Source organism: Embleya sp. AB8 (assembly GCF_049739465.1).
Lineage (GTDB): Bacteria > Actinomycetota > Actinomycetes > Streptomycetales > Streptomycetaceae > Embleya.
The window spans coordinates 354,207-376,873 of sequence record NZ_JBMHHY010000002.1 but is presented as its reverse complement, the minus strand read 5'-3'; the positions used below and the strand labels follow the sequence as shown (position 1 = coordinate 376,873).

Sequence of the window (22,667 nt, the reverse complement as noted above, 5' to 3'; positions counted from 1 at the left end):
GCCGCCCCGGTTTCGGGCCTGAACTTCCCGGCCCGGGACCCGGACACGGATCCACTCCGTGCCCGCGTCCCGGGCCACCGGGCCCGGGCCGACGTCGCACACGTCGGCCGCGGGCCTTCGGTAGCAAGGACATGGAGAAGTGATGAGCAACGCAACGCAGTCCCTCGGCCGGACCCGCCGCACCGGCCTTCGCCTCGCCGCGCTGGCCGCGGCCGGGCTGCTGCTGGCCACGGGATGCGGCAACTCCGATAAATCCGATGGCGGCTCGCCGGTCAAGGTGCGCGAGGCCAAGTCCAAGTACAAGGGCATCGCCGTCGATCCGCCGTGGACCAAGCCGGAACTGACGCTGACCGACACCTCGGGACAGCCGTACGACTTCCGCGCCAAGACCGCCGGGCGCACCACGCTGCTGTACTTCGGCTACACCCACTGCCCCGACGCGTGCCCCACCGTGATGGGCGACATCGTGCGCGCGCTCGGCAAGTTGCCCGCGCCGGACCGGGCCACCGTGGACGTGGTGTTCGTGACCACCGACCCGGAGCGGGACACCCAGGCGGCGCTGCGCCAGTGGCTGGACTCGCTGGACAAGTCGTTCGTCGGCCTGACCGGCTCGTTCGACAAGATCCAGGCCGCCGCGCGCCAGGTCGGCATCTCCATCGACCCGCCCACGGTCGGCCCGGACGGCAAGGTGGTGAGCACCCACGGTACGCAGGTGATCGCGTTCGCCCCCGACAACCTGGGGCCGGTCATGTACAGCGCGAGCAGCGGACTGACCCCGGACGGCACGCCGAACGGGAACTCCTCCGACGACTTCGCGCACGACCTGCCGCTGCTGATCCACCCCGAGGACGCCAAGAAGTGAAGCTCTCCCCCCTCCCCCGCAAGGCCGTCCCGCTCGCCGTCGGCGGCGTGCTGGCGCTCGGCATCGGCGGCGTGCTGGTGGCCTGCGCCGACTCCGGGTCCGGGTCCTCCTCGTCGTCCGACTCGGCCGCCGCCAAGGGCACGCCGAAGTTGCGCATCGTCGACCCCTATATCCCGCAGCCCTCGTCGGCGGACGTCGCGGCGGGCTACCTGATCGTGCAGAACGACGGCGACACCGCCGACCGGCTGCTCTCGGTGGCCAGCCCGCTGTCCGGCGAGGTGATGCTGCATCAGACCAGCGGCAACTCGATGCAGCACATGACGGGTCTGGACGTGCCGGCGCACGGCAAGGGTGTGCTGGCCCGCGGCGGCAGCCACATCATGTTCATGAATCCGAACAAGGCTGTGCAAAAGGGCGACACCGTGCCGCTCACGCTCACGTTCCAGCAGACCGGTCCGGTCACCGTGCAGGTGCCGGTGCTCGGGGTGACCGAACGACCGGGCGACGCGCCGGCTCCGAGTGCCCCGGCCGCGTCGGGCGCGAACGTACCGGCGCCGGACCCCGGTTCGGCGGCGGGCGCCGGCCAGGCCACGGCGGGCACGCCCGCGGAAGACCATTCGGGTCATGCGGGTCACTGACCGGGCCGACCGGCCGCGCGCCGTACGCCGCGCGCTCGCCCGGCTCCTCGCGCTGCCCCTGCTGCTCGCCGCGCTGATGCTCGGCGGCGCGGGGGCGGCGTCCGCGCACGCCGTCCTGGAGTCGTCCAACCCGGCGTCCGGGTCGACCCCGTCGAGCGCGCCCGCGACGGTCACCCTGCGGTTCAGCGAGGCTGTCGAGATCGGCCTCGGCGGCGTCAAGGTGTTCGACCCCAGCGGCACCCGGGTGGACAACAACCAGACCAAACACGGCCCCGACGGCGACACCACCGTGGTGGCGCCGCTGCGCGGCGGCCTGCCGACCGGCACGTTCACCGTCGCCTGGCGGGCGGTCTCCGCCGACTCGCACCCGATCTCGGGCGCGTTCACCTTCAATATCGGCCAGGCCTCGGGTGGTGTGCAGGTCTCCGACCTGACCGATCAGGGCTCGACCACGACCGATGTGCTGGAGCGGGCCGCGACCGGGGTCGCCTACCTGTCCTTCGCGGTGCTCGGCGGCGCGGTGTTGTTGCTGCTGATCGCCCGCCCTGCCGCGGTCGGCCGATTCCGGGTCTGGTTGTTGCTGTCCGCCGCGTGGGGCGGGCTGTTGGTGTCCTCGCTCGCAGTGTTGATGTTGCACGGGCCGAACGCGTCCGGCCTGGGCCCCTCCTCGGCGTTCGACGCGGACGTGCTGCGCGCGACGCTGGACACCAAGCTCGGCAAGGCGATCGCCGCGCGGGTGTTGTTGCTCGGCGCGGCCGGCGCGCTGCTCGGCTGGCTGATCGCCGCACTCGCCCACGCGAGCACCCGGACCCGGCGGATCGTGGCCGGCGGCTGGGCCGCGTTGTGTGCCGCGATCGCGGTCACCTGGCCGATCGCCAACCACGCGTCGGTGGGCCGCCAGGTCGACCTGGCGATGGCCGCGGACACCCTGCATCTGCTGGCGATGTCCACCTGGCTGGGTGGCCTGGCCCTGGTGGTCACGCTGATCGTGCGACCGGGTGAGCCGGCGCCGGAGGCGGGCCTGGACGTACCGACCGTGCGGATCTTCTCCCGGGTCGCGTTCGGCTCGGTGTGCGTGCTCGTGGCCACCGGGCTGTATGCCGCGTGGCGGCAGGTGGGTTCGTTCGCCGCGCTGTTCGACACCACGTTCGGCCTGCTGTTGGTGTTCAAGGTCGACCTGGTGCTGCTGATGCTGGCCGGCGCGTGGGTCTCCCGGCGCTGGTTGATGCGGCAGTTGGCGGTGGCGGCGGCCGGGCGCAAGGGCGGGCTCGGGAAGGGCACCGGCCCGAAGTGGGGCGTGTTGCGCAAGGCGGTGGCCATCGAGGCGGCGCTGGCGATCGCGGTGCTCGGCGTGACCACGGTGCTCACCGACACCGAACCGGGCCGTACCGCGCACGAGCGCAAGCAGGCCGAGGCGGCCGGACCGGTCAGTCGCAGCGTCCCGTTCGACGCGGGCGGTGCGGCGGGCAAGGGCAAGCTCGATGTCACGGTCGACCCGGCCCGGGTCGGCCCCAACGAGTTGCACATCTACTTCGCCGACCCGATCGGGCAGATTCGCGAGGTCGAGGAGCTGACCGTGTCGATGGCGCTGCCCGGCAAGGGCATCGACGGCGCGGACGTCCAGGTGCGCCGGGGTGGTCCCGGGCACTGGCTGGGCGATCTGTCGATGCCGATGGCGGGTCGCTGGGAGTTGTCGTTCGCGATCCGTACCTCCGACGTGGATCGGATCACCGTGACGGTGCCCGTGGAGGTCAGGTGAGGCACGTACGCCGGGTATTGCTGCTATGCGTCGGGGTGTTGGTGTGCCTGGCCCCGGCGGGCAGCGCGGTCGCCCAGGAGTTGTCCGGTCAGGGGCCGAGCAACTTCCACACGGTGATGACCTCGCCGCGCGAACTCGCCCCGGGCCTGAGCATCGAGGTGATCGAGAACGGCGCGCGGATGCAGGTGCGCAACACCGGTGCGCAGGACGTGATCGTGCTCGGCTATATGAGCGAGCCGTTCCTGCGGATCGGCCGGGACGGCGTGTTCGAGAACCGCCAGTCGCCCGCCGTACAACTCAGCAGCGAGCGGTGGGGCTCGGTCGACGAGAAGTCGAACCTGCAACCGACCGGCGCCCCGCAGTGGCACCGGATCGGCACCGAACCGGTGGCCCGCTGGTACGACCAGCGAGTGCACTGGATCGTGCAACAGCGCCTGCCACCACGGGTGATGGCCGATCCGGACCGGGCCCAGAAGGTGGCCGCCTGGACCGTGCCGATCCGGATCGGCGATCGCGAACTGGCCGCGACCGGCGAACTGCGCTGGCAGCCGGGGCCGAGCCCGTGGCCGGGCATCGTCGGCTCGATCGTGCTCGCGGTGCTGGTGTTCGCGGTGGTGTGGCTGCGGCCGGTGTATCGACGGGCGTTGGTCGGGTACGGCGTGCTCGCGGGTCTGGTCGCGGCGGCGAGCGTGCTGCACCTGGGCCTGGTAGCGGCGGCCCGAGCGGGCGGATTCGGCGCGTGGGCGGGCGCGTTCCTGGGCGGCAATCTGCTGCAACTGCTGTCCTGCGCGGTGGCGTTCGCCGGTGCGGTGCTGCTGGTGCGCGGGCGGGTGGGCGGCGCGTGGTTGGCCGCGCCGGCGCTCGGTGTCCTGGCGCTGCGGGTGGCGGGCTACGACCTGCCGGTGTTGTGGCGTTCGTCGTCGCCGTTCGTCGGCGGCCTCGCCCTCGACCGGGCGCTGACCGTGTCGGTGCTCGGCGCCGGGCTCGGCGCGGCACTCGCCCTGGTCGTGGTGGTACGCCGGGGGCCCTACCGGGCGGCGGGCGTGGTGGATGTGGTGGATGTGGTCGGTGTACCGAATGCGAAGGACGACGTGATGAGCAGCCCTGAACCCGCCGAACAAACGAGCGTCGGCGCCCGGGTCTCCCGCCGCCGCTTCGTCGGCGTCGCGGGAGCCGCCGGCGCGGGCGGCCTGGTGGTCGGCGCGACCGGCGGCGCGGTCGCGTTCGCCGGCGAGTCGGCCGACGACGGCGGTGTGCCGCTGACCCGACTCGGCTCGACCGTCGTCCCGTTCCACGGCAAGTACCAGGCCGGCATCACCACGCCGGCCCAGGCCAAGGCGGTCTTCCTGGCCTGGGACCTGGAACCGGGCGCGGACCGGGCCGCGGTCGCCGCGCTGATGCGGCGCTGGTCGGACGCGGCGGCGCGGCTGACCGCCGGGCAACCGGGGCCGGGCGACGACCAGGTGGCGGCGGACGCCGGGGCCTGCTCGTTGACCGTGACGTTCGGCTTCGGCGGCACGCTGTTCGACAAGGTGGGCCTGGCCGCCCGCCGACCCGCCGCGCTCAAACCGCTGCCGCCGTTCCCGGACGACGCGTTGGACCCGGCCCGGGGCGACGGTGATCTGTTCGTCCAGGTCTGCGCGGACGACGGCCTGGTCACCTTCGGCGCGGTCCGCGCGCTGCAGAAGCTGGCCAAGGGGGTGGCCCGGATCCGCTGGCAGATGAACGGCTTCGCCCGCTCGCCGGGTGCCACCGCCAAGCCGATGACGCACCGCAACCTGATGGGCCAGATCGACGGCAGCAACAACCCGAAGCCGGCCGACCCGAAGTTCGACGAGAAGATCTTCGTCACCGCCGCGGCCGGCCCCGAGCAGGGCTGGCTGACCGGTGGCACCTACGTGGTCTTCCGCCGGATCCGGATGTTGCTCGACGCCTGGGACGGCATCGACAAGGCCCATCAGGAACGGGTGATCGGCCGGACCAAGGACACCGGCGCACCGCTGACCGGCGGCGGCGAACACAGCGCCGCCGACTTCGGCAAGCGTGGCCCGGACGGCGAGCTGGTGATCACCGCGAATGCCCACATGCGGGTGGCGGCGCCGGAGTTCAACCGGGGGGCGACCATGTTGCGCCGCGGCTACTCCTACCACGACGGCTTCGGCAGCGACGGCGCACCGGACGCGGGGTTGTTGTTCGTCGCGTGGCAGCACGACCCGGACGAGGCGTTCGTCCCGATCCAGCGCAAACTGGCCCGGGGCGACGCGCTGTCCCCGTTCCTCCGGCACGAGGCGAGCGCGCTGTTCGTCGTCCCGCCGGGCTGCGCGCCGGGCGGGTATGTCGGCCAATCGTTGTTGGAGGGCTGATCCGGATGCGACGTCGGGTTTGGGCCGGGGTCGGGGCGATCGCCCTGCCGTTTCTGCTCACCGGGTGCGGAAGTTGGGGCGCCGAGGGTGGCCCCGGCTCATACATGAGCGAGGCCGAGGCCACCGCCGCGGCGTCCGAGGGCACCGCCGCGATGGGCAACGACGGCGTGCAACGGATCGAGTTGCGTGTCGACGACAAGCTGCGCTTCTCGCCGTCGGTGATCCGGGCCCGCACCGGCCCGCTGGTGATCACCCTCGCGGACACCGGGATCACCCCACACCAGATGATCCTGCCCGGCGGCGCCCCGGTGGCCCCGTCCGAGGGCGGCAAGTCCCAGGACATCAGGCTGAGCTTCGGCAAGGCCGGCTCGTACACCTTCAACTGCATGTACCACGTGGGCAGCGGCATGGCGGGCACGATCGAGATCAGCGACTGAGCCGGGTCGGCACCCCGCTCGGCGTCGTCGGCCGGGGACGCGCGTTCGGGCGTGTTCCCGGTTCGCCACGGCCGCCGCCGGCGGCGGGCCCTCGGCAGACCTTCCTGTGCCGCCGGGTCAACGACCGAGCCCCTGGAACCGCCGTACCGCCAGCGGCAGGAAGATCGCGGTGATCACCAGCGGCCAGAGCACCGCCATCGGCAGCGCGTGTGCCTCGATCCAACTGCCCCCGTGCGGAGCCGGGTCGCCGAACAGTTCGCGGATCGCGTTCGCCGTGGACGAGACCGGATTCCACATCGCCACCGTGCCCAGCCACTGCGGCATCATCGACGGCGGCGTGAACACACTGGAGACGATGCCGAACGGAAGGGCCACCGCGAACAGGTTGCCCGCCGCCTCCGCGTTCGGCACCAGGAGACCGAGGTACACCCCGACCCAGGTCAGCGCGAACCGCAGCAGCAACAACAGCGCGAACGCGGCCAGGATCTCGAGCGGCGTGCCGTGCGGTCGCCAACCGACCACGAGCGCGATCGAGGCCAGTACGGCCAGGTCCAGGCTCGCCCCGAGCACATCGGCCACCCCGCGTCCGCTGACCACCGCCGACGGCGCCATCGGCATCGAGCGATAGCGGTCCATCACGCCGAGTTGCCGGGTGACGGCGACCACGGTCGCGGTGTTCATGAATCCCTGCGCCATGGTCATCGCGAACATGCCGGGGAGCGCGTAGTCCTTGTAGTCGACCGCCACGCCCACGTCCATCGCACTGCCGAAGACGTACACGAACAGCAGCACGGACACGATCGGGAAGCCCAACTGCCAGGCCAATATGGAGGGTTGGCGGGCGATGTGGGTCAGTTCGGTGCGGACCATGGTCAGACAGTCGGCGATCGCCCAATAGAGCCGGCGTTCGGCGGCCTCGGTCGGCGCGACAGTCGTGCTCACCGGCGCACCGCCTCCTTCTCGGGGACGGATTCGGGAGTCGGCTCGTGCGTGCGGTGGCCGGTCAGCCGGAGGAAGACCTCGTCCAGGGTCGGCCGGCGCACCCCGAGGTCCTCGATCGAGATTCCCTCGTCCTGGCAGGTCCGGGCGACGTAGGCGAGCGCCGCGGCCCGGTCCGCGACGGGGGCGGTGGCCCGGCGTTCCTCGGGGTCGACGGCCGGTTCGTGGCCCGGTTCGGCGACCATGGCCAGCACCCGGACCGCCGGATCCAGGTGCGCCGGCTCGCGCACCACGATCTCGATCCGGTCGCCGCCGAGTTGGCGCTTGAGCCGATCGGGGGTGTCGTCGGCGATCTTGCGGCCCCGGTCGAGGACGGCGATCCGGTCCGCCAACTTGTCGGCCTCGTCCAGGTATTGCGTGGTCAGCAGTACGGCCGTACCGCCCGCGAGCAACGAACGCACCGCCTCCCAGACCTCGTTGCGCCCGCGCGGGTCGAGCCCGGTGGTCGGCTCGTCGAGGAAGAGCACGTCCGGTGCCAGGATCATGCTCGCGGCCAGGTCGAGCCGTCGCCGCATGCCACCGCTGTACTCCCCGACTCCCCGATCGGCGGCCTCGGCCAGGCCGAACCGCTCCAGCAACTCGTCGGCCCGGCGTACGGCTTGGCGTTTGTCCAGGTGGAACAGGCGCCCGAAGAGGATCAGGTTGTGGCGCCCGGTCACCTTGTCGTCCACCGCCGCGTACTGCCCGACCAGCCCGATGTGCCGGCGCACCCGGCGGGGGTCGGCGGTCACGTCGTAGCCGGCGACCAACGCACGACCGCCGTCCGGGCGCAGCAGCGTGGACAGGATCCGGACCGCCGTGGTCTTGCCCGCTCCGTTGGGGCCGAGCAATCCCTGAACGGTGCCGCGCGGGACGGCCAGCTCGAATCCGTCGAGTGCGACGCGGGTGGCGCCGAATCGTTTGGTCAGGCCCTCGGCGAGGACCACGTGGCTCGTCGTCGTCTCCATCACCCTCCTTCACCTTCCGTCACCTTCTGTCCGCCACCTTCCGTCAACCAGGTACACCGTACCCTATTTCGCGTACGCCGTACCCGGTTTTTTGTCGGGCGGATGGACGGCCCGGTCGGCCGGACTCCTACGATGGGAAGACCATGACGAGTCCCGACCCTCACCCCCGCGCCCACACCACCGGCAGCGGCGATCTGGCGCGCAGCCTCGAACTGCTGTGGGGCCTGGACCGGAAACCGGCCCGAGGTCCCAAGCCGGCGCTGACCCTGGACGCGATCGTCACGACCGCGATCGCCGTCGCCGACGCCGAGGGCCTCGACGCGGTGTCGATGCGGCGCGTGGCCGCCGAGCTCGGCGCGGGCACGATGTCGCTCTACCGCTACGTCCCGGGCAAGGCCGAGCTGCTGGACCTGATGGTGGACCGGGTCAACGCCCCGGGCGACGGCGCCGAGTTCCCCCCCGACGTCGGCTGGCGTGGCGCGCTGGAAGTGGTCGCGCGCGGAATCTGGCGGATGTACGCCCGCCATCCCTGGCTACTGGGCGTCGACCAGGCCAGACCGGTCCTCGGCCCCAACTCGCTCCGGGCCCTGGAGACGACCCTCGCCGCGATCGGCGACGCGGCGCTGTCCGACCGGGAGAAGATGACGGTCCTGACCATCCTCGACGGCGGCTACGTCAGCGGCATGGCCCGCACCCACCTCAACACGACCCACGCGGCACAGCGCACCGGCATCAGCGACGAACAATTCTGGTCCGCCCAGGCCCCGATCCTGAACCAGGCCATGACCAGCGGCAGTTACCCCCACCTGGCCGCCCTCGACCAAAGCGCCTTCACCGCAGACGGCGAAGCCGACTTCGAATTCGGCCTGAAACTCCTCCTCGACGGCCTGGAAACCCACATCGCCCACCACACGAAGCACGTTGCGGGCGAGGCCAAGGAGAAGGACGACTGCTAGCCCAACGAGGAACCACCGACCTCTCGTGTGTGGTCGGCGGGTACTACAGGTCAGCGAACTACCGTACCCATAGCGGTTGTTCGCGGCGACGGCCATCCCCCGGTCCAGGTCGGCACGCTGCCCCGGCGTGAGGTCACGTACCGTCGCTTTCCGGACGTGTCCAACGTACCCACCGGCAAACGAACGCACCGACTGAACCAGTCCGATTCTCCCGGGATGCGCTTACCCTGAAGTTGCCTACATGTCGAGCCCGGGGGCCAAAGTGGAGATCGGCGCAGAACTAAGCATCGGTGACCGTATCCGGATCCACCGTACGCGCAAGGGCATTTCGCAGTCCGTACTTGGTGGGCTCATCGGTCGGTCCGAGGATTGGGTGTCGCGCGTCGAGCGCGGCGTACTGCCGATCGATCGCCTGTCGCTGTTGCTGGAAATCATGCGCGTCCTGGGCGTGCGAGAACTGACCGACCTTACGGGCCGGGCCCTTGCGCTGACCCCTGGCGACAGCCTCGAACACCCTTCCGTGCCTGCCATCCGCGCAGCGATCAACAGTCTTCCGTCGGCTCTGGGGCAGAACCTCCCAGGTGACCCCCTGACAGCCCAGCAGCTTGCCGAACGTGTCGACGAGATATGGATGACGTACGAGCAGGACGTCGACCGGTACGCGCTCGTTGGGCCCGTTCTGCCGAATCTCTTGCATGAGGCGAACCTCACCTTGCGCCGGTCTCGTGGAGACGAGGAAACACGCGCTGTCGTGGCGCTGGTGAGTCTGTACCACCTGCTACAGATCTACCTGCGTCGCGTGGGCGAACCCGAACTTGCGCGCGTGGTGGCCGATCGCGCACTCATGCTCGCCGAATCGACGGGCGATCCCGTGCTCTCCGCGGCCAGTGCCTGGAACCTGTGCAGCGTCTTGACGGTGCGAGGTCACGTAGCCGAGTCGCTCGATCTCGCCCGTTCGGCCATGGACGCCTACGCGCCGGGTGAAGACGCAACCGCAGAGCACGTATCCGTCTACGGTGCCCTGCACCTGGCTGCCGTCATCGCTGCGGTTCGTGGTTCCAATGCCCCCGCAGCGTGGGACCACCTTCGAGCCGCGGACGAAGTAGCGCGCCGCAATGGCGAGGATCGCAACGACTGGCGAACGAGCTTCGGCCCGTGCAACGTGGCCATGCATGGCGTGCATTTGGCAGCGGAAGAAGGAGATGCGGCGGAAGCTTTGCGACTCGCCGATCACGTCGAGGTGAACCCGATTCTGCCGCTCGAGCGACGAACTCGGTACCGGGTGGAGGTGATGGCGTCGCACCGGCTGAAGCGCGATGACCTCGGAACCCTGTTCGTCCTGCAACAGATCGCCACGGAGTCACCCGAAGAGGTGAGGTTCTTCCCCTTGGTTCGCGACGCCGTGCGCGATCTGCTGAAGCGCGAACGGCCCACGTACCGCGCTGAGCTGCGGTCTTTGGCGGCGCAGGTTGGCGTACTGGAGTAGCCCGGACAGGGCATCGACCCGGAACCAGGAGCGACCCGGAGAAATCCTCCGGGTCGCTCTGTTACGTCCGGCATACGGTCTGCGACATGGCGACCATGGCGAACTCGACCCAAGGGGACGAGGTGACCGCAAATCCTGCACAGGGATGGCGAGTTGCCCGCGTGCCCAACCAGGCTCCATACCGAACACGAGCCGGCCGCTTAGCTGTTCCGGTCTGGCTCACACACGACGGCGTGTTCATCGCTGATACAGCCCTTGTGCTCGACAGTCGCGACATCGAGTCTTTGCACTCGGTATTCGAGATCATGCTCGCCGCCGGCGACTTGGGCGCCGCCGCCCCCTCCGATGTCCCACCCTGACGGTGGGTCGTATCGCGTGAGGTCAAGGCCGTGCTCACCGGCAGGCGCGGAAGCTGTGTCGGGACCTCGGTACCAAGGGGTCACCGGGGCCACCGAGTTGGCGCCGCACGTGAATCCCCTGACCTGCTGCGCTGCCCACCCTCACCTGCCCAGGCTGGGCGGTGCAGCGCTGGACCCCCTGTTCGCGTTCGCTAGGCGCGCCAGGGGATGGCCGGCCACGCGCCCGTTTCCGTTCCTGGCGTGTGGCCGGCGGGAGCACCTCGCCTGTGGGGGATGACAGACGAGGTGCTCCCCATCCGAACTGCCGCACCGAACCTGGTCGTTTATCGCGATCGGCGGTACGGCGCAGTCCCCTCCGCCCTCCCATGGCCCGGTCGGCGGAGAGGTCGCTCGGCGCACCGTGGTGCCGAGCGGGGCGGCCACCTTACGGCGCCGGTGGTCGCCCACCCTCCGTCTGCGAATGAGAGTGAAAGTGAGAACAACATGGACGTGGCCCACCAGTTCGACGAAGCGAGCGCGCGACCCGTCAGCGAGTGCCACGGCGACGAGGCTGCGGCGTGACATGGCCGATGAGGCCGAAGTCCGGTTCAGTCGCGGGCAGTACGTGGTTGGGCGCCGCCGGTGGGTTCGCACGGTCACGGCGGACGACGGACCTGTCTACCAGCATGTGCCCCGCTCTCTGGTCGTACGGGTGATCAAGCGGGCGGACGGTGTCTACTGCCGGGTGCGCGGTTGGTGGGTGGTGCCGTTCGACTTCGTGGTGCCCGGCGAGCAGCTGGTGTTGCACGCGGATCAAACACAGTGGGGGCGCGTCGATGAACAGTGAAATCGGGCGCGAGGTCATGCATGTAGACGAGGGCATGCGGCGCGGGCGTCCGCCCGGGGTGATCGTGAGCGTAGAGGGCGGGACGACGGTCCGGGTGCAGCCGTTCGACCCGGAGCGCCCGGCATGGACGGCGGACCTGACGGCCGTTGTCGCCGACACTGGCATTTGGTACCCGGAGGACGGGGCCAGGCCGGCGCGGTCCTCTCCCTTCCCGATTCCGCCCGGCGTACGAGCCCCTCGTCAGTACGGCTGCTATCGGCGATGACCTATCGACCGGAAGCCCCCGATCCCCTTGCATGCATGGGATCGGGGGCTTCCTTGCGCTGTACGTCAGAGAGCGTGCACTCGTACCACCGTGACGGTGATTCCTTCCACACTCACCATGTACTCGGCGATGACCGATCCGCAGGTCACCTCGCGCCGGTCCTTGTGGTAGGTCTGCGTGCTGCCGCACCCGTAGGGGTCGTCTGCCACTGCGGTCATTCCCCGGTCCAGGTCAGCGCGCTGACCCGGCGTCAGGCCACGTACCGCCCTCTCGCACTCTGGTGTAAAAGCGATCCTGTACCGCATCCTGATCGTCCCCCATGATCAGCTCGGTCTGTGCCTGGATGCCGAGTCCTTCGATCCTGTCCATCTCGCGCCGGGTGGCCTCATCGATTTCGGGGCGGGTCCGACGTGCCCACCGGTTCATGATCAGGGCCATGTCCCGCGCGGGAGTGTCCTCGATCGTCTTGGTGAACTCGTCGCGCCGGTCTTCCGGTAGCGCGTCGCGGATGCCCGCGATCGTGGCGGGTGTCACGATCCACTCGTCACCAACCAGAGTCCGGAACGTTCGCCCGTCCGGTTCCGGCCCGTCCTGGTACTCGTGCTCGTTGGGGTGCTCGTCCATAGGCTTCCTTCGGCAAGCGTCACGGCCCGGCTACAGTCAGTGTGCACCTGAGCCGGCATGTTCGTGAAGCGGCATATGGCGCGAAGTCGACCCGGCCGACACTCGTGCCAAACGATTGCACGTCACCGGAACCACCGCCCGATTCCCATCTCACGGCCGATTGCCCCACAGCAGATTCGTTCGGTCGTAGCGGCCCGCGACCACCGCGGCCTGGTTGTCGAGGCTGTCCGGATGGTCCGCGCTCCAGTAGTCGCTGTGGCCTTCCGCGCGCTTCGTGGTCAGTCGGTTGGCGCCGAAGGCTCGGTCGTCGGGGGTTCGGCGGGTGATTCGGCCGTCGTCGACTACCGGTGCGTGTGCGCCGGATCCCAGAATCGGGACGGGGTCGTCGTCGGCCGCCAATACCCAGACGTGACTCGGGTTCACGTCCAGTTCCGCCGCCTTGGCGACGTGCATTCCGGGGCTGCCCGCCACGATGATGTCCTGGGCGTAAACGCCGCCGTCATTGCGCGCCGCGTCGGCGATCACCACCGACCCATAGCTGTGGCCGATCAGCGTCACGTGGCGCTTCGAGTCGATTCCCTGGGCGACGCCCACCCCACGCAGGAATCTACGCAGCACGGGAGCCGCCTTCTCCGCGTCGGCCGAGCTCATCGCATGCAACAAGTCGTCGGGGGCGTCGTAGGAAATCCAGGTAATGGCACTGACCTTCTCGGAGCCGGCATAACCACGAGCGGCATCCGTCAGGCGTCGCATTCTTTGTACGTGTTCGTCGATTCCGGCCAACCTCGCCCCCGTGCCCGGGACGTAGACCGCCGTATGGGCCGCCGTGTCGGGGTTGCCGATGGCGACGACGGCTTGGCCGTCGTCCTTGGCGTTGAAGCCCAGCAGGAACAGGTCGTCACCGGTGCGCAGAGTGGCCTCCAGACCCTCGATCGCGGCCAGGCGGTCCTTGAGCGCGGTCACCCGGAAGCGCCATTTCGCGTCGTCCGTCCGGCCCGCCGCGTCCCGCTTCGCCCGCGCCACCGCCAGTTCCGCACTCAGCGCGGTCTTCGCCTCGGCCAGCGCGACCCGGTTGGCCCGGTCTCGGACCTCGGCCGGCAACCCGTCCATCGCCCCCAACTCCGCCGGATATCCGGCCAGATACATCGCCTGCTCGGCCGGCCCCAACCCCGCCCACCACTTGGCCACCGCGGCCGGATCATCCTTCGGAACGCCGCCGAGGCCCAAGCCAGCCAACCCCATCACGGACGCCCCGTCGGCGGCCGTATCCGCCCAGTCGGCCGTCGCCGTCGGGTAGAGCCGGGCCAATGCCTCCGCACAGCGCACGTCCGTCTCGCCGGCCCGCCGCACCGGCTCGGCCAGCCGCCGCTCCAGCTCGTGCTGCCGTGCGATCGTCGCCGAATCCGCCCGCCATCCCGGATCGGTCGCCTCGACCCGCCCGTCCTCGCACACGGTGAAGCCCGCGGCCGTCGCCTCCTCCAACCTCGCCCGCAAGTCGCGCTGCGCGGCTCGGAGTTGCTCGGCCGCCGTGTCCAGGACAGTCAGCACACAGCGGGCCTCCTGCGCCGCCACCATGAGCTGCTCACCCCGCGCGGCCAACCCCCGCGCCGCCGCGTCGGCATCCGCACCCTCCCAGCGCGAGGCCCGCAACGGCCCACCCACGCCGTTCGTCGCCCGCCCGACCAACCCGTCCAAGGCGGCGGCCAGTTCCGTCCACTCGACGACCGCTCGATCCAGCCCGCCCAATACCGCGTCCCGCAGCTGAGGCAGCGTCACCATCAGCGCGGTACCCCTGCGAATCCCCCCGCGACCCCCTGATCGGCACGATCGTGCGCATCGGCGCTGCCCGTCAGGACGTCACCGACCCCGCCGTACCCATCCCCGAGCGCCCGCACCTGCGCAACCCACGCCGCCGTCACCGCACCGGCCGCCGTGGCGACCGCGAACCCGGGACAACCCACCACCGGCCCCAGCCCACCGGCCGCTTTCCACAACCCCCCGGCCACGTCACGCGCCACCGCCGCCCCCTGCCGCAATGCCCCGGTCTCGACCCGAATCCGCGCCGACCCGCCCCCACCACCACCAGCCAAGACCCCTCCAGGTGGTCGTTTGATCACGGAACGCGATCAACGATACCTACCGAAACTCGACCCTCGGCCGCCCAACCCCGCGAATCCACCAGGGGCGAACAGGTCGGCCAACCAACGCGTAACCCCAACGGGGTCAACCTCGTTCATACGTATGGGCGAACACGATGAGCCGTCCGGGGGGCACGGGCTACTCCAAGCAGTCGTAGACAGCAGTCGCCAGCGCATCGCGCGGACCGCGTCTCGTCTGCAAAGCCGCAGGTCAGACGAATACCGTGTCAAATCCGTACGGAATCTATCTGTACAAACAGGACCATCCGGTCCGAATGAGCGAGGGGGCTGGGATGAGCCACGAGAACAGGGTCGAGATCTTCACCTTCGGCGGCACAAGCCGGATGCGCGTCGCAATGATCGCCGACGATCCCTGGTTCTGCGCGAACGACGTCTGCAAGATCCTCGAACACAGCAACTCACGCGCCGCGGTCGGCATCCTGGACACAGACGAGAGGATTGTCGTTGACATCAGCAAAACCGCAGGTCAAGGGAATACCGTAAGCAAAGGTTACGGAATTAATCGGGGCAATCCAAACATGACCTTCGTCAGCGAGTCGGGCCTCTACACGCTGATCCTGCGCAGCAACAAGCCCGAGGCCAAGCCCTTCCGCCGTTGGGTCACCCGCGAAGTCCTCCCCACCATCCGCCGCACCGGCCGCTACACCCCCGCGACGCCTACCACCAGCGGAAACACGGAGAGCATGGACGCGCTGCTCTCCCGCGCCATCGGTTCGATCAGCGATCTCGCGGACCGCACCGGCGATCTGACCAAGGCCGTGGAGATCAACACGATGGCCGTCACCCGGCTCACCGCCGGGCTTGAGCCGGCGTCGCGGTTGTCCACAGATACTCCTCGCACGACCCCTCCCACCTCGGAAACCCACAGCTCCACCCGAGTTCTCCACAGCGATTTCCACAGGGTTATCCACAGGCCCGCACGGCTACCCACACCCGGGGATCGGCGCCGGCTCACCCCCGAGGTCGTCGCCGAGTGTCGGCGGCAAGCCCGGGACGGGGTGTCGATCTATCGGCTCGCCCGCGAGCACAGCGTGAGCGACTCGACCATGCGCGCGGCGGTGCGCGGGCAGACCTACCGCTACGTCCCCGAGCCCCCCGTACGCCCCTGATCCGCGGCCGCCCGCACCAGCCGCCCCCGCGCCGCCAACTCGATCGTCAGCGTCACCGCGACCGCCTGTACCTGAAGCAACGCGACCAGGACGAACAGCTGCACCGCCCCCGCCTGCAACGGCGTCGCGCCGCCGAGCAACATCCCCACGAAGGCCCCCGGCAGGGTCACCAGACCCACCGTCCTGGTCTGGTCCAGGGCCGGGATCATCGCTCCCGAAGCGGCCGGTCGGCAAATCTCCATCGCCGCGTCCCGATCGGAGAAACCCAAGGTCAGCGCGGCTTCCACCTCACCGTGCCGCTGTGCCAACTCCTCCAGCGCGCGCCGCCCCGCCAGCACCGTCGCGGTCATCGCGCCGCCGATCAGGATCCCCGCGATCGGGATCAGCACGATGCCCTTGGCAGGCACCAGACCGGTCGCCCACAGCAGTACCAGGGTCGGCCCGGTCGCCGCCACGATCGGCACCGCAGGCCACCCCAACCGCCGGTTCGCGGTCACCCGCCCGGCCGCGGTCAGCGCCGCCACGGTGTACATCACCACCACGAACAGACCCACGAACCCGAGCCGGTTCACCACGTGTGTGATGACGAACGACACCGCGAGCAACTGCACCGCCGCCCGCACCCCGGACAGCACCACGGCCCGGCCGTGGCCCAGCCGGGCCACCCCGGTGATCACCGTCGCGACGCCCAGGAGCACTACGGCGACGACCCCCAACATCGGGGTCACCGGCAACAACGTCGCAGCGTTTTCCACAGGCTCAGCCTCACCCTCTCGGCGGTACCGCGCAGTGCGGGCAGCCGCACTGTGCACACCGTCCACACCGCGAAACGCCCGACCGCCCACGCCACGGAGCACCCGACCGTGCACACCGCCCACACCACGAGGGGCCCGACCGTCCACAGCGCGGAACACACCCGAGGCACCCGGGCCGGCTCAGTACAGTGACGACATGTCCGACGCCCGCACGCCCGCCGCCGCGCCCCACTGGACCTACCTCGGCCCGGCCGGCACCTTCACCGAGGCCGCCCTGCGCACCCTGCCCGGCGCGGAGCACGCCGAGGCCACCCCGATGGAATCGGTGCCCGCCGCCCTCGACGCGGTCCGCCGAGGCAATGCCGACGGCGCCGTGGTCGCGCTGGAGAACTCGGTCGAGGGTGCCGTGTCCATCACGCTGGACGAGTTGGCCACCGGCTCGCCGCTGGTGATCACCGCCGAGATCCTGCTGCCGATCGCCTTCGCGCTGCTGGTCCGTCCCGGCGTGCAGTTGGACGACATCAAGACCATTTCCAGCCACTCGCACGCCCAGCCGCAGGTGCGCAACTGGCTCGCGGCGAACCTGCCCGACGCGCACTGGTACTCGTCCGCGTCCAACGCCGACGCCGCGCGCCTGGTCCAGGAGGGGCGCTACGACGCGGCCCTGGCGGGCGAGTTCGCCGCCGCGCCCTACGGCCTGGTGCCGTTGATCACCGACATCCACGACATCGAGGGCGCGGTCACCCGGTTCGTCCTGGTCGAGCGCCCGGACCGACCCGCCGTGCCCACCGGCGCGGACCGCACCACGGTGGTCGCGTACATCGTCGACGACCACCCCGGTGCACTCCTGGAGATCCTCCAGGAGTTCGCGGTACGCGGCGTCAACCTGACCCGGATCGAATCGCGCCCGACCGGCGACGGCCTGGGCCACTACTTCTTCTCGATCGACGCCGAGGGCCACGTCGCGGACGCGCGGGTCGGCGAGGCGCTGATGGGGCTGCGCCGGGTCTGCGCGGCGGTGCGTTTCCTGGGCTCGTATCCGCGCGCCGACCGGGTCCGCCCGCAACTGCGCCGCGGTACCTCGGACGCGGAGTTCGCGAACGCGAGCGACTGGCTCGCCCGCGCCCGCGGCGGGGTGAGCTGAACCCGTACCAGCCGAACCCGAACCAACCGAACCAAAACCACGACGCGGGGCAAGACCCGCAGCAACATCCGAGGCAGCCCGAGTCGCCCCTGCAACACCCCCGCCGCTCAGGGGACGCGCACCGTGAGTGAGCCCGGTCGGATCCACACCGCGAGCCTGGTGCCGGGACCGATCGGGTCGCCGTCCAGCTCGCGCGGCTCCGGTCGGTCGGTCTCGATCAGCACCTTGCGACCGGTGAAGTGCTCGATCGGGCGCAGCCGTTGCTGCTTGACCGGCACCACGGCCGGTTCCTGATCGCGCCGCCGCCGACCTATCACCCGTACCGTCGCGTGCGCCCAGCCGGTCATCCCGTACGGCGCGAACACCACCACGTCCAGCAGCCCGTCGTCCGGCGCGGCCCCCGGGAGCAACTGCATGCCGGCCTGTAGCGCACCGACGTTGCCGACCAGCACCATCCGGGCCCGGCGCCGGATCGGCTCGCCGTCGTCCACGGTCAACGTCACCCGCATCCGCCGGTCGCGCAGATGGCGCGCGCCGGAGACCAGATAGGCGGGCCAGCCGACCTTCTTCTTCAACGCGTCGGGGGCGTCGGCCACCATCGCCGCGTCGAGCCCGATGCCGGCCATCGCGGTGAAACACCGCGGCTCCGCGGGCCCGTCCGGCTCGGCGTCCGGGTCCACCGTGCCCAGGTCGATCCGCCGGTCGCGCCCGTGCATGGCCACGTGCAGCGCGTCGGCGATGTCGATCGGCAGGCCGAGGTTGCGGGCGAGCAGGTTGCCGGTGCCCGCCGGGATCACCGCGAGCGGGGTGTCGGTGCCGGCCAGCGCGCCGGCGATCTCGCGGACCGTGCCGTCGCCGCCCGCCGCGATCACCAGGTCCACGCCCTCGGCCAGCGCCTTCGCGGTCACCCCGGCCCCCGGGTCGGACACCGTGGTCTCCAGCCACACCGGCTCGGCCCAGCCCGAGTCGTGCATGATCCGGTCGATCCGGGTGCGCGACTCGGCGACGTCCAGCTTGATCGGGTTGACCACGAGCGCCGCCCGCGGCAACCCGCCGTCGGCGCCCTGCCGGGCCTCGCGGCGCCGGGCCCGATAGCCCCAGATCGACTTCGGGGACAACAACGCGCGGTTCATCACGACCAATACGACGCTCGCGTACAGCAGCGACATCAGCACATCGCTGGGGTGGTGCATGCCCCGGTACATCCGGCTCCCGGCCACCGCCACCGGCACCGCGCCGAGCAACACCCACACCAGGACCACGAGTCCGCGTCTGCGCAACCGGCGCGCGAGCAACACGGCCAGCCCGCCGTACAGCGCGAACGCCGCACCGGTGTGCCCGGACGGGAAACTCGCCGTCGCGGCGGCCGGGTCCAGGCGCGGTACGTCCGGGCGCTCGCGCGAGACGAAGAGCTGGACAATCCAGAACACCAGCGCCTGCCCGGCCACCGAGCAGGCCAGGAACAGCGGGCCGCGCCAGGAGCGGCCGAGGAGCCGAGTCGCCACCAGCGCGACCAGCGTGGTGGCGATGATCACACGCGTGTCGGCCAGGGTGGAGAACGCGTCGCTGACGTCGTTCCAACCGCTCGAGCGATGCTCGGCGAAGGTGCGTTCCAGGTCGTCCTCGACGGTGAACGGCCAGACGCCGTCGAGGGTCTTCGTGATCAGCAGACCGAGCCCGACCATTGCGCACGTCAAAATGACAAGGGGCAGGACGATACGGCGCAGGAACCGTCCTGCTTCGGTCAGCATGACCGACATTCTTACCCGGCCCCGGATCTTTCAGTTCCGCCCATCCGGGGAGTCCGGGTCGGTTCCGGGGCGAATGCGCGGAATCTCCGGATCCGCGTCCGCGCCGTCGATCTCCGGCTCCAGGCCCTCCTCACCGGCGGCCACGCGACGCAGCCCGGCATCGTGCCGCCACCATTCGAAGACCGCGGACGTGGCCAGGAGCACGATCAGGCCGAGCACCCAGCCGCCGACCACGTCGGTCACGAAGTGCACGCCGAGCGCGACCCGGGTGAACCCGACACCCACCGCGGAGCCGATCGCCACCACCCACGCCACCGGCCGCCACCCCCGAGGGATCAGCGGCAACAGCGCGAGCAGCAACACCCCGGGGCCGACCACGCCCATCAGCGCGTGTCCGGACGGGAAGGACCAGCCGTCGGAGTGGTGCACCGGGTGCGGCAGGGTCGGCCGGGCCCGGGTGAACACCTCCTTGAGCAGCGCGCCGAGCAGGCCGCCGACGATCGTGGTGACCACCGCCCACACCACGAGCCGGCGGGCGCCGCGCCACCACAACCACGCGCACATGATCGCGATCAGTACGCGATAGACGTTCGGATCCCAGACCCAGTTCGTGAGGAACAGCAGTACGTGCTGCCACGCGGTGTGCTCGCGTACCCAGTCGTTGAGCCCGGTCGCCACGTCGGTGTCCAGGTCGAGCAGCGGCGACCACTTGGTCTCCACGAGCGCCGCGAGCAGCCCGAACAGGAGCGCGCCCGCCGGCAGCGCGAGCGCGACCATGGCCATCCGCAGCCCGAACCGCCGATCGGGGTCGAAGCGTTTCCTGGCCCGGGCCGAGGTGGAGGTCATGGCTCATTCATAGCCGCAATCCGGTCCGGCCCGTCCCCGACTTCGCCCGGGATCGCCCTCGAATCGGCGATGAATCACCCCCGAGCCGCCCACGAACCACCGCCGAACCCTCCGCATCCTGCGCGGACCACCTCGCCGGCGCCATAGTCGGGAAATCCGTTGGCCGCCCCCGGTAGGCTTTGCCCGTGATAGACCTGCGACTGCTCCGTGAGGATCCCGACCGTGTCCGCGCTTCGCAGCGCGCCCGCGGCGAGGACGAGACCATCGTCGACGCGCTGCTCGCGGCGGATGAGCTGCGCCGCTCGTCCGGCTCCCGGTTCGACGCGCTGCGGGCCGAGCAGAAGTCGATGGGCAAGCAGGTCTCCAAGGCCAAGGGCGACGAGCGGCAGGAGCTGCTGACCCGGGCCCAGACGTTGGCCGGCGAGGTCAAGGCCGCGGACGCGGAACAGCTCGAGGCCAAGGCCGAGACCGAGCGGCTGCTCAAGGCGCTGGCCAACCTGATCGACCCGGACGCGCCGGTCGGCGGCGAGGAGGACTTCGTCACCCTCGAAGAGGTCGGCCCCCGGCGCGACTTCGCGGTGGAGGGCTTCGAGCCGCGCGACCATGTCGAGCTGGGCCGGCTGCTCAAGGCGATCGACGTGGAGCGGGCCGCGAAGGTGTCCGGCTCGCGCTTCTACTACCTGACCGGTGTCGGCGCGCTGCTCGAGCTCGCGCTGGTCAACATGGCGATCGCGCAGGCGACCGAGGCCGGCTTCACGCCGATGCTCACCCCCGCGCTGGTGCGCCCGCCCGCGATGGAGGGCACCGGCTTCCTCGGCCAGGCCGCGGAGAACGTGTTCCACCTGGAGGCCGACGACTATTACCTGGTCGGCACCGCCGAGGTACCGCTCGCGGCGTACCACATGGACGAGATCATCCCGGCCGGCGAACTGCCGCTGCGCTACGCCGGGTTCTCGCCGTGCTTCCGCCGCGAGGCCGGCACGTACGGCAAGGACACGCGCGGGATCATCCGGGTGCACCAGTTCGACAAGGTGGAGATGTTCTGCTTCGTCGCGCCGGAGGAGGCCGAGGCGGAGCACCGCCGGCTGCTGGCCTGGGAGAAGGAGTTCCTGAACCGCCTCGAACTGCCCTACCGGGTGATCGACGTCGCGTCCGGCGACCTCGGCGCCTCGGCCGCGCGCAAGTTCGACATCGAGGCGTGGATCCCGACCCAGGGCAAGTATCGCGAGGTCACCTCCACCTCGAACTGCACCGAGTTCCAGGCCCGTCGGCTCCAGGTGCGGATGCGCGACGCGCAGGGCACCCGGCCGCTCGCCACGCTCAACGGCACGCTGTGCGCGGTGCCGCGGACCATCGTGGCAATCCTGGAGAACCACCAGCGCGAGGACGGCTCGGTGGTCGTCCCCGAGGCGCTGCGTCCCTACCTCGGCGGCCGTGAGGTGCTGGAACCGGTGCAGGCGTGACCTTCTCCCTGGTCGCGACCGACCTGGACGGCACCTTGCTGCGCCCCGACCACACCGTCTCGGCACGCAACCGCGCGGCTCTGGCCCGGGTCACCGCGGCCGGGGCGAAGCACGTGATAGTGACCGGGCGCGCGGTGTCCTGGACCCGGTCGGTGTTCGACGAGTTGGGCTATCGCGGGCTGGCGGTCTGCGGGCAGGGCGCACAGGTCTACCACGCGGGCGAGGGCCGGTTGCTGACCTCGATCACGCTGGACCGGCAACTGGCCCGGTTGGCCGCCGAGCGGCTGAGCGCGGAGCTGGGCGATGCGCGGTTCGCGGTCAGCCGGGCGGGCCTGTCGGGCGAGGTGGTGATCGAGCGCGGTTATCACTACGACTCGCTGCTGCCGGTACGTGTGGTCGCCGACCGCGCCGAGTTGTGGTCCGAGCCGATCCTCAAGCTCTACGTGCACCACGACGACTACGACGACGACCGGCTCACCGCGTATGCCCGCAAGATCTGCCAGGGCCTGGTCGACGTCACCCACGCGGGGACCGGCATCATCGAACTGCTGCCGCCGGGCCTGAGCAAGGCGGTCGGCCTGTCCCTGGCCGCCCGCAAACTGGGTGTGCGGGCGGCCGACACCATCGCATTCGGCGACATGCCCAACGACGTCACCATGTTCAAGTGGGCCGCGCACGGCGTGGCAATGGCCAACGCCCACGCCGATCTCCTCGAAGTAGCCGACGAGATAACCCTGTCCAACCTGGAAGACGGCGTGGCGGTAGTCCTGGAACGCCTGTTCCCCTGACCCACCGAGTGGCCACGAGGCCCCGACGGGCCCGGCCGATGGGCGAATCCCGCAGCACCTCCACCCGGCCCCGAGGCCCCGTCACGGCCGACACCCAAACCCCGCAGCCTCTCCATCCGGCCACGAGGCCC

At 70.5% G+C, this 22,667-nt stretch carries 21 protein-coding genes; 13 read left to right on the top strand and 8 right to left on the bottom strand.

Translation table 11 applies throughout. The features are described 5' to 3' along the window. Positions 1-142: 142 nt before the first annotated feature. The 5 genes from ABIA38_RS04695 to ABIA38_RS04675 all read left to right on the top strand — a co-directional run bounded on the left by ABIA38_RS04695 (position 143) and on the right by ABIA38_RS04675 (position 6,059). A complete protein-coding gene (locus tag ABIA38_RS04695) occupies positions 143-862 on the top strand; it encodes an SCO family protein (protein ID WP_424637098.1) in 720 nt (239 codons plus the stop codon). Further along, on the top strand, positions 859-1,500 hold the full coding sequence (locus ABIA38_RS04690; protein WP_424637097.1) for a copper chaperone PCu(A)C: 642 nt from the start codon (positions 859-861) through the stop codon (positions 1,498-1,500). Before ABIA38_RS04695 ends, ABIA38_RS04690 begins: the two co-directional genes overlap by 4 nt. Beyond that, positions 1,487-3,259 (top strand): copper resistance protein CopC, encoded by a 1,773-nt coding sequence (locus ABIA38_RS04685; protein WP_424637096.1) that lies wholly within the window; start codon positions 1,487-1,489, stop codon positions 3,257-3,259. The genes ABIA38_RS04690 and ABIA38_RS04685 overlap by 14 nt, the downstream gene beginning before the upstream one ends. 1,094 nt (positions 3,260-4,353) lie before the next feature. Beyond that, on the top strand, positions 4,354-5,622 hold the full coding sequence (efeB, locus tag ABIA38_RS04680; protein ID WP_424637184.1) for an iron uptake transporter deferrochelatase/peroxidase subunit: 1,269 nt from the start codon (positions 4,354-4,356) through the stop codon (positions 5,620-5,622). A gap of 5 nt (positions 5,623-5,627) precedes the next feature. Beyond that, a complete protein-coding gene (locus tag ABIA38_RS04675) occupies positions 5,628-6,059 on the top strand; it encodes a hypothetical protein (RefSeq protein ID WP_424637095.1) in 432 nt (143 codons plus the stop codon). A gap of 117 nt (positions 6,060-6,176) precedes the next feature. Here ABIA38_RS04675 and ABIA38_RS04670 read toward each other — a convergent pair whose 3' ends face one another. Both ABIA38_RS04670 and ABIA38_RS04665 read right to left on the bottom strand, forming a co-directional pair. Continuing rightward, positions 6,177-7,001 (bottom strand): ABC transporter permease, encoded by an 825-nt coding sequence (locus ABIA38_RS04670; RefSeq protein ID WP_424637094.1) that lies wholly within the window; start codon positions 6,999-7,001, stop codon positions 6,177-6,179. Further along, positions 6,998-8,005, bottom strand: a complete 1,008-nt coding sequence (locus ABIA38_RS04665; RefSeq protein WP_424637093.1) for an ATP-binding cassette domain-containing protein — start codon at positions 8,003-8,005, stop codon at positions 6,998-7,000. The genes ABIA38_RS04670 and ABIA38_RS04665 overlap by 4 nt, the downstream gene beginning before the upstream one ends. 143 nt (positions 8,006-8,148) lie before the next feature. On the opposite strand from ABIA38_RS04665, the gene ABIA38_RS04660 reads away from it, so the two are divergent. The 4 genes from ABIA38_RS04660 (at position 8,149) to ABIA38_RS04645 (ending at position 11,632) form a co-directional block, all read left to right on the top strand. Beyond that, positions 8,149-8,961 carry a TetR/AcrR family transcriptional regulator gene (locus ABIA38_RS04660; protein ID WP_424637092.1) on the top strand — a complete coding sequence of 271 codons (813 nt, stop codon included), beginning with the start codon at positions 8,149-8,151 and terminating at the stop codon, positions 8,959-8,961. Positions 8,962-9,202: 241 nt separating this feature from the next. Further along, the gene (locus ABIA38_RS04655) at positions 9,203-10,447 is read left to right on the top strand and encodes a helix-turn-helix domain-containing protein (protein WP_424637091.1); all 1,245 of its coding nucleotides are present in this window, start codon (positions 9,203-9,205) and stop codon (positions 10,445-10,447) included. An 86-nt stretch (positions 10,448-10,533) separates the two neighbouring features. After that, positions 10,534-10,806, top strand: coding sequence for a hypothetical protein (locus ABIA38_RS04650; protein WP_424637090.1), 273 nt, complete (start codon positions 10,534-10,536; stop codon positions 10,804-10,806). Between the two features lie 667 nt (positions 10,807-11,473). Further along, the gene (locus ABIA38_RS04645) at positions 11,474-11,632 is read left to right on the top strand and encodes a hypothetical protein (RefSeq protein WP_424637089.1); all 159 of its coding nucleotides are present in this window, start codon (positions 11,474-11,476) and stop codon (positions 11,630-11,632) included. 330 nt (positions 11,633-11,962) lie between these two features. On the opposite strand, the gene ABIA38_RS04640 is transcribed toward ABIA38_RS04645, so the two are convergent. The 3 genes from ABIA38_RS04640 to ABIA38_RS04630 all read right to left on the bottom strand — a co-directional run bounded on the left by ABIA38_RS04640 (position 11,963) and on the right by ABIA38_RS04630 (position 14,300). Continuing rightward, a complete protein-coding gene (locus tag ABIA38_RS04640) occupies positions 11,963-12,115 on the bottom strand; it encodes a hypothetical protein (protein ID WP_424637088.1) in 153 nt (50 codons plus the stop codon). A gap of 13 nt (positions 12,116-12,128) precedes the next feature. Beyond that, on the bottom strand, positions 12,129-12,521 hold the full coding sequence (locus tag ABIA38_RS04635) for a hypothetical protein (protein WP_424637087.1): 393 nt from the start codon (positions 12,519-12,521) through the stop codon (positions 12,129-12,131). Between the two features lie 150 nt (positions 12,522-12,671). Beyond that, positions 12,672-14,300: an alpha/beta hydrolase gene (locus ABIA38_RS04630; RefSeq protein WP_424637086.1), complete on the bottom strand. Its 1,629-nt coding sequence runs from the start codon at positions 14,298-14,300 to the stop codon at positions 12,672-12,674. A gap of 652 nt (positions 14,301-14,952) precedes the next feature. Between ABIA38_RS04630 and ABIA38_RS04625 the strand changes: the two genes are divergently transcribed. Further along, positions 14,953-15,789 (top strand): BRO family protein, encoded by an 837-nt coding sequence (locus ABIA38_RS04625; RefSeq protein WP_424637085.1) that lies wholly within the window; start codon positions 14,953-14,955, stop codon positions 15,787-15,789. Here ABIA38_RS04625 and ABIA38_RS04620 read toward each other — a convergent pair. Continuing rightward, on the bottom strand, positions 15,759-16,508 hold the full coding sequence (locus ABIA38_RS04620; protein WP_424637183.1) for an ABC transporter permease: 750 nt from the start codon (positions 16,506-16,508) through the stop codon (positions 15,759-15,761). The genes ABIA38_RS04625 and ABIA38_RS04620 overlap by 31 nt on opposite strands. 232 nt (positions 16,509-16,740) lie before the next feature. Between ABIA38_RS04620 and pheA the strand changes: the two genes are divergently transcribed. Further along, complete coding sequence (gene pheA / locus ABIA38_RS04615) at positions 16,741-17,688, top strand: prephenate dehydratase (RefSeq protein ID WP_424637084.1); 948 nt, start codon at positions 16,741-16,743, stop codon at positions 17,686-17,688. A gap of 107 nt (positions 17,689-17,795) precedes the next feature. Here pheA and ABIA38_RS04610 read toward each other — a convergent pair whose 3' ends face one another. Both ABIA38_RS04610 and ABIA38_RS04605 read right to left on the bottom strand, forming a co-directional pair. Next, positions 17,796-19,439, bottom strand: coding sequence for a diacylglycerol kinase family protein (locus tag ABIA38_RS04610; RefSeq protein WP_424637083.1), 1,644 nt, complete (start codon positions 19,437-19,439; stop codon positions 17,796-17,798). A gap of 30 nt (positions 19,440-19,469) precedes the next feature. After that, on the bottom strand, positions 19,470-20,285 hold the full coding sequence (locus ABIA38_RS04605; protein ID WP_424637082.1) for a phosphatase PAP2 family protein: 816 nt from the start codon (positions 20,283-20,285) through the stop codon (positions 19,470-19,472). A gap of 185 nt (positions 20,286-20,470) precedes the next feature. Between ABIA38_RS04605 and serS the strand changes: the two genes are divergently transcribed. Both serS and ABIA38_RS04595 read left to right on the top strand, forming a co-directional pair. Next, entirely contained in the window at positions 20,471-21,748 is a 1,278-nt protein-coding gene (serS, locus tag ABIA38_RS04600; protein ID WP_424637081.1) for a serine--tRNA ligase, read from the top strand. Further along, complete coding sequence (locus tag ABIA38_RS04595; protein ID WP_424637080.1) at positions 21,745-22,536, top strand: HAD family hydrolase; 792 nt, start codon at positions 21,745-21,747, stop codon at positions 22,534-22,536. The genes serS and ABIA38_RS04595 overlap by 4 nt, the downstream gene beginning before the upstream one ends. The last annotated feature ends 131 nt before the right edge of the window (positions 22,537-22,667 follow it).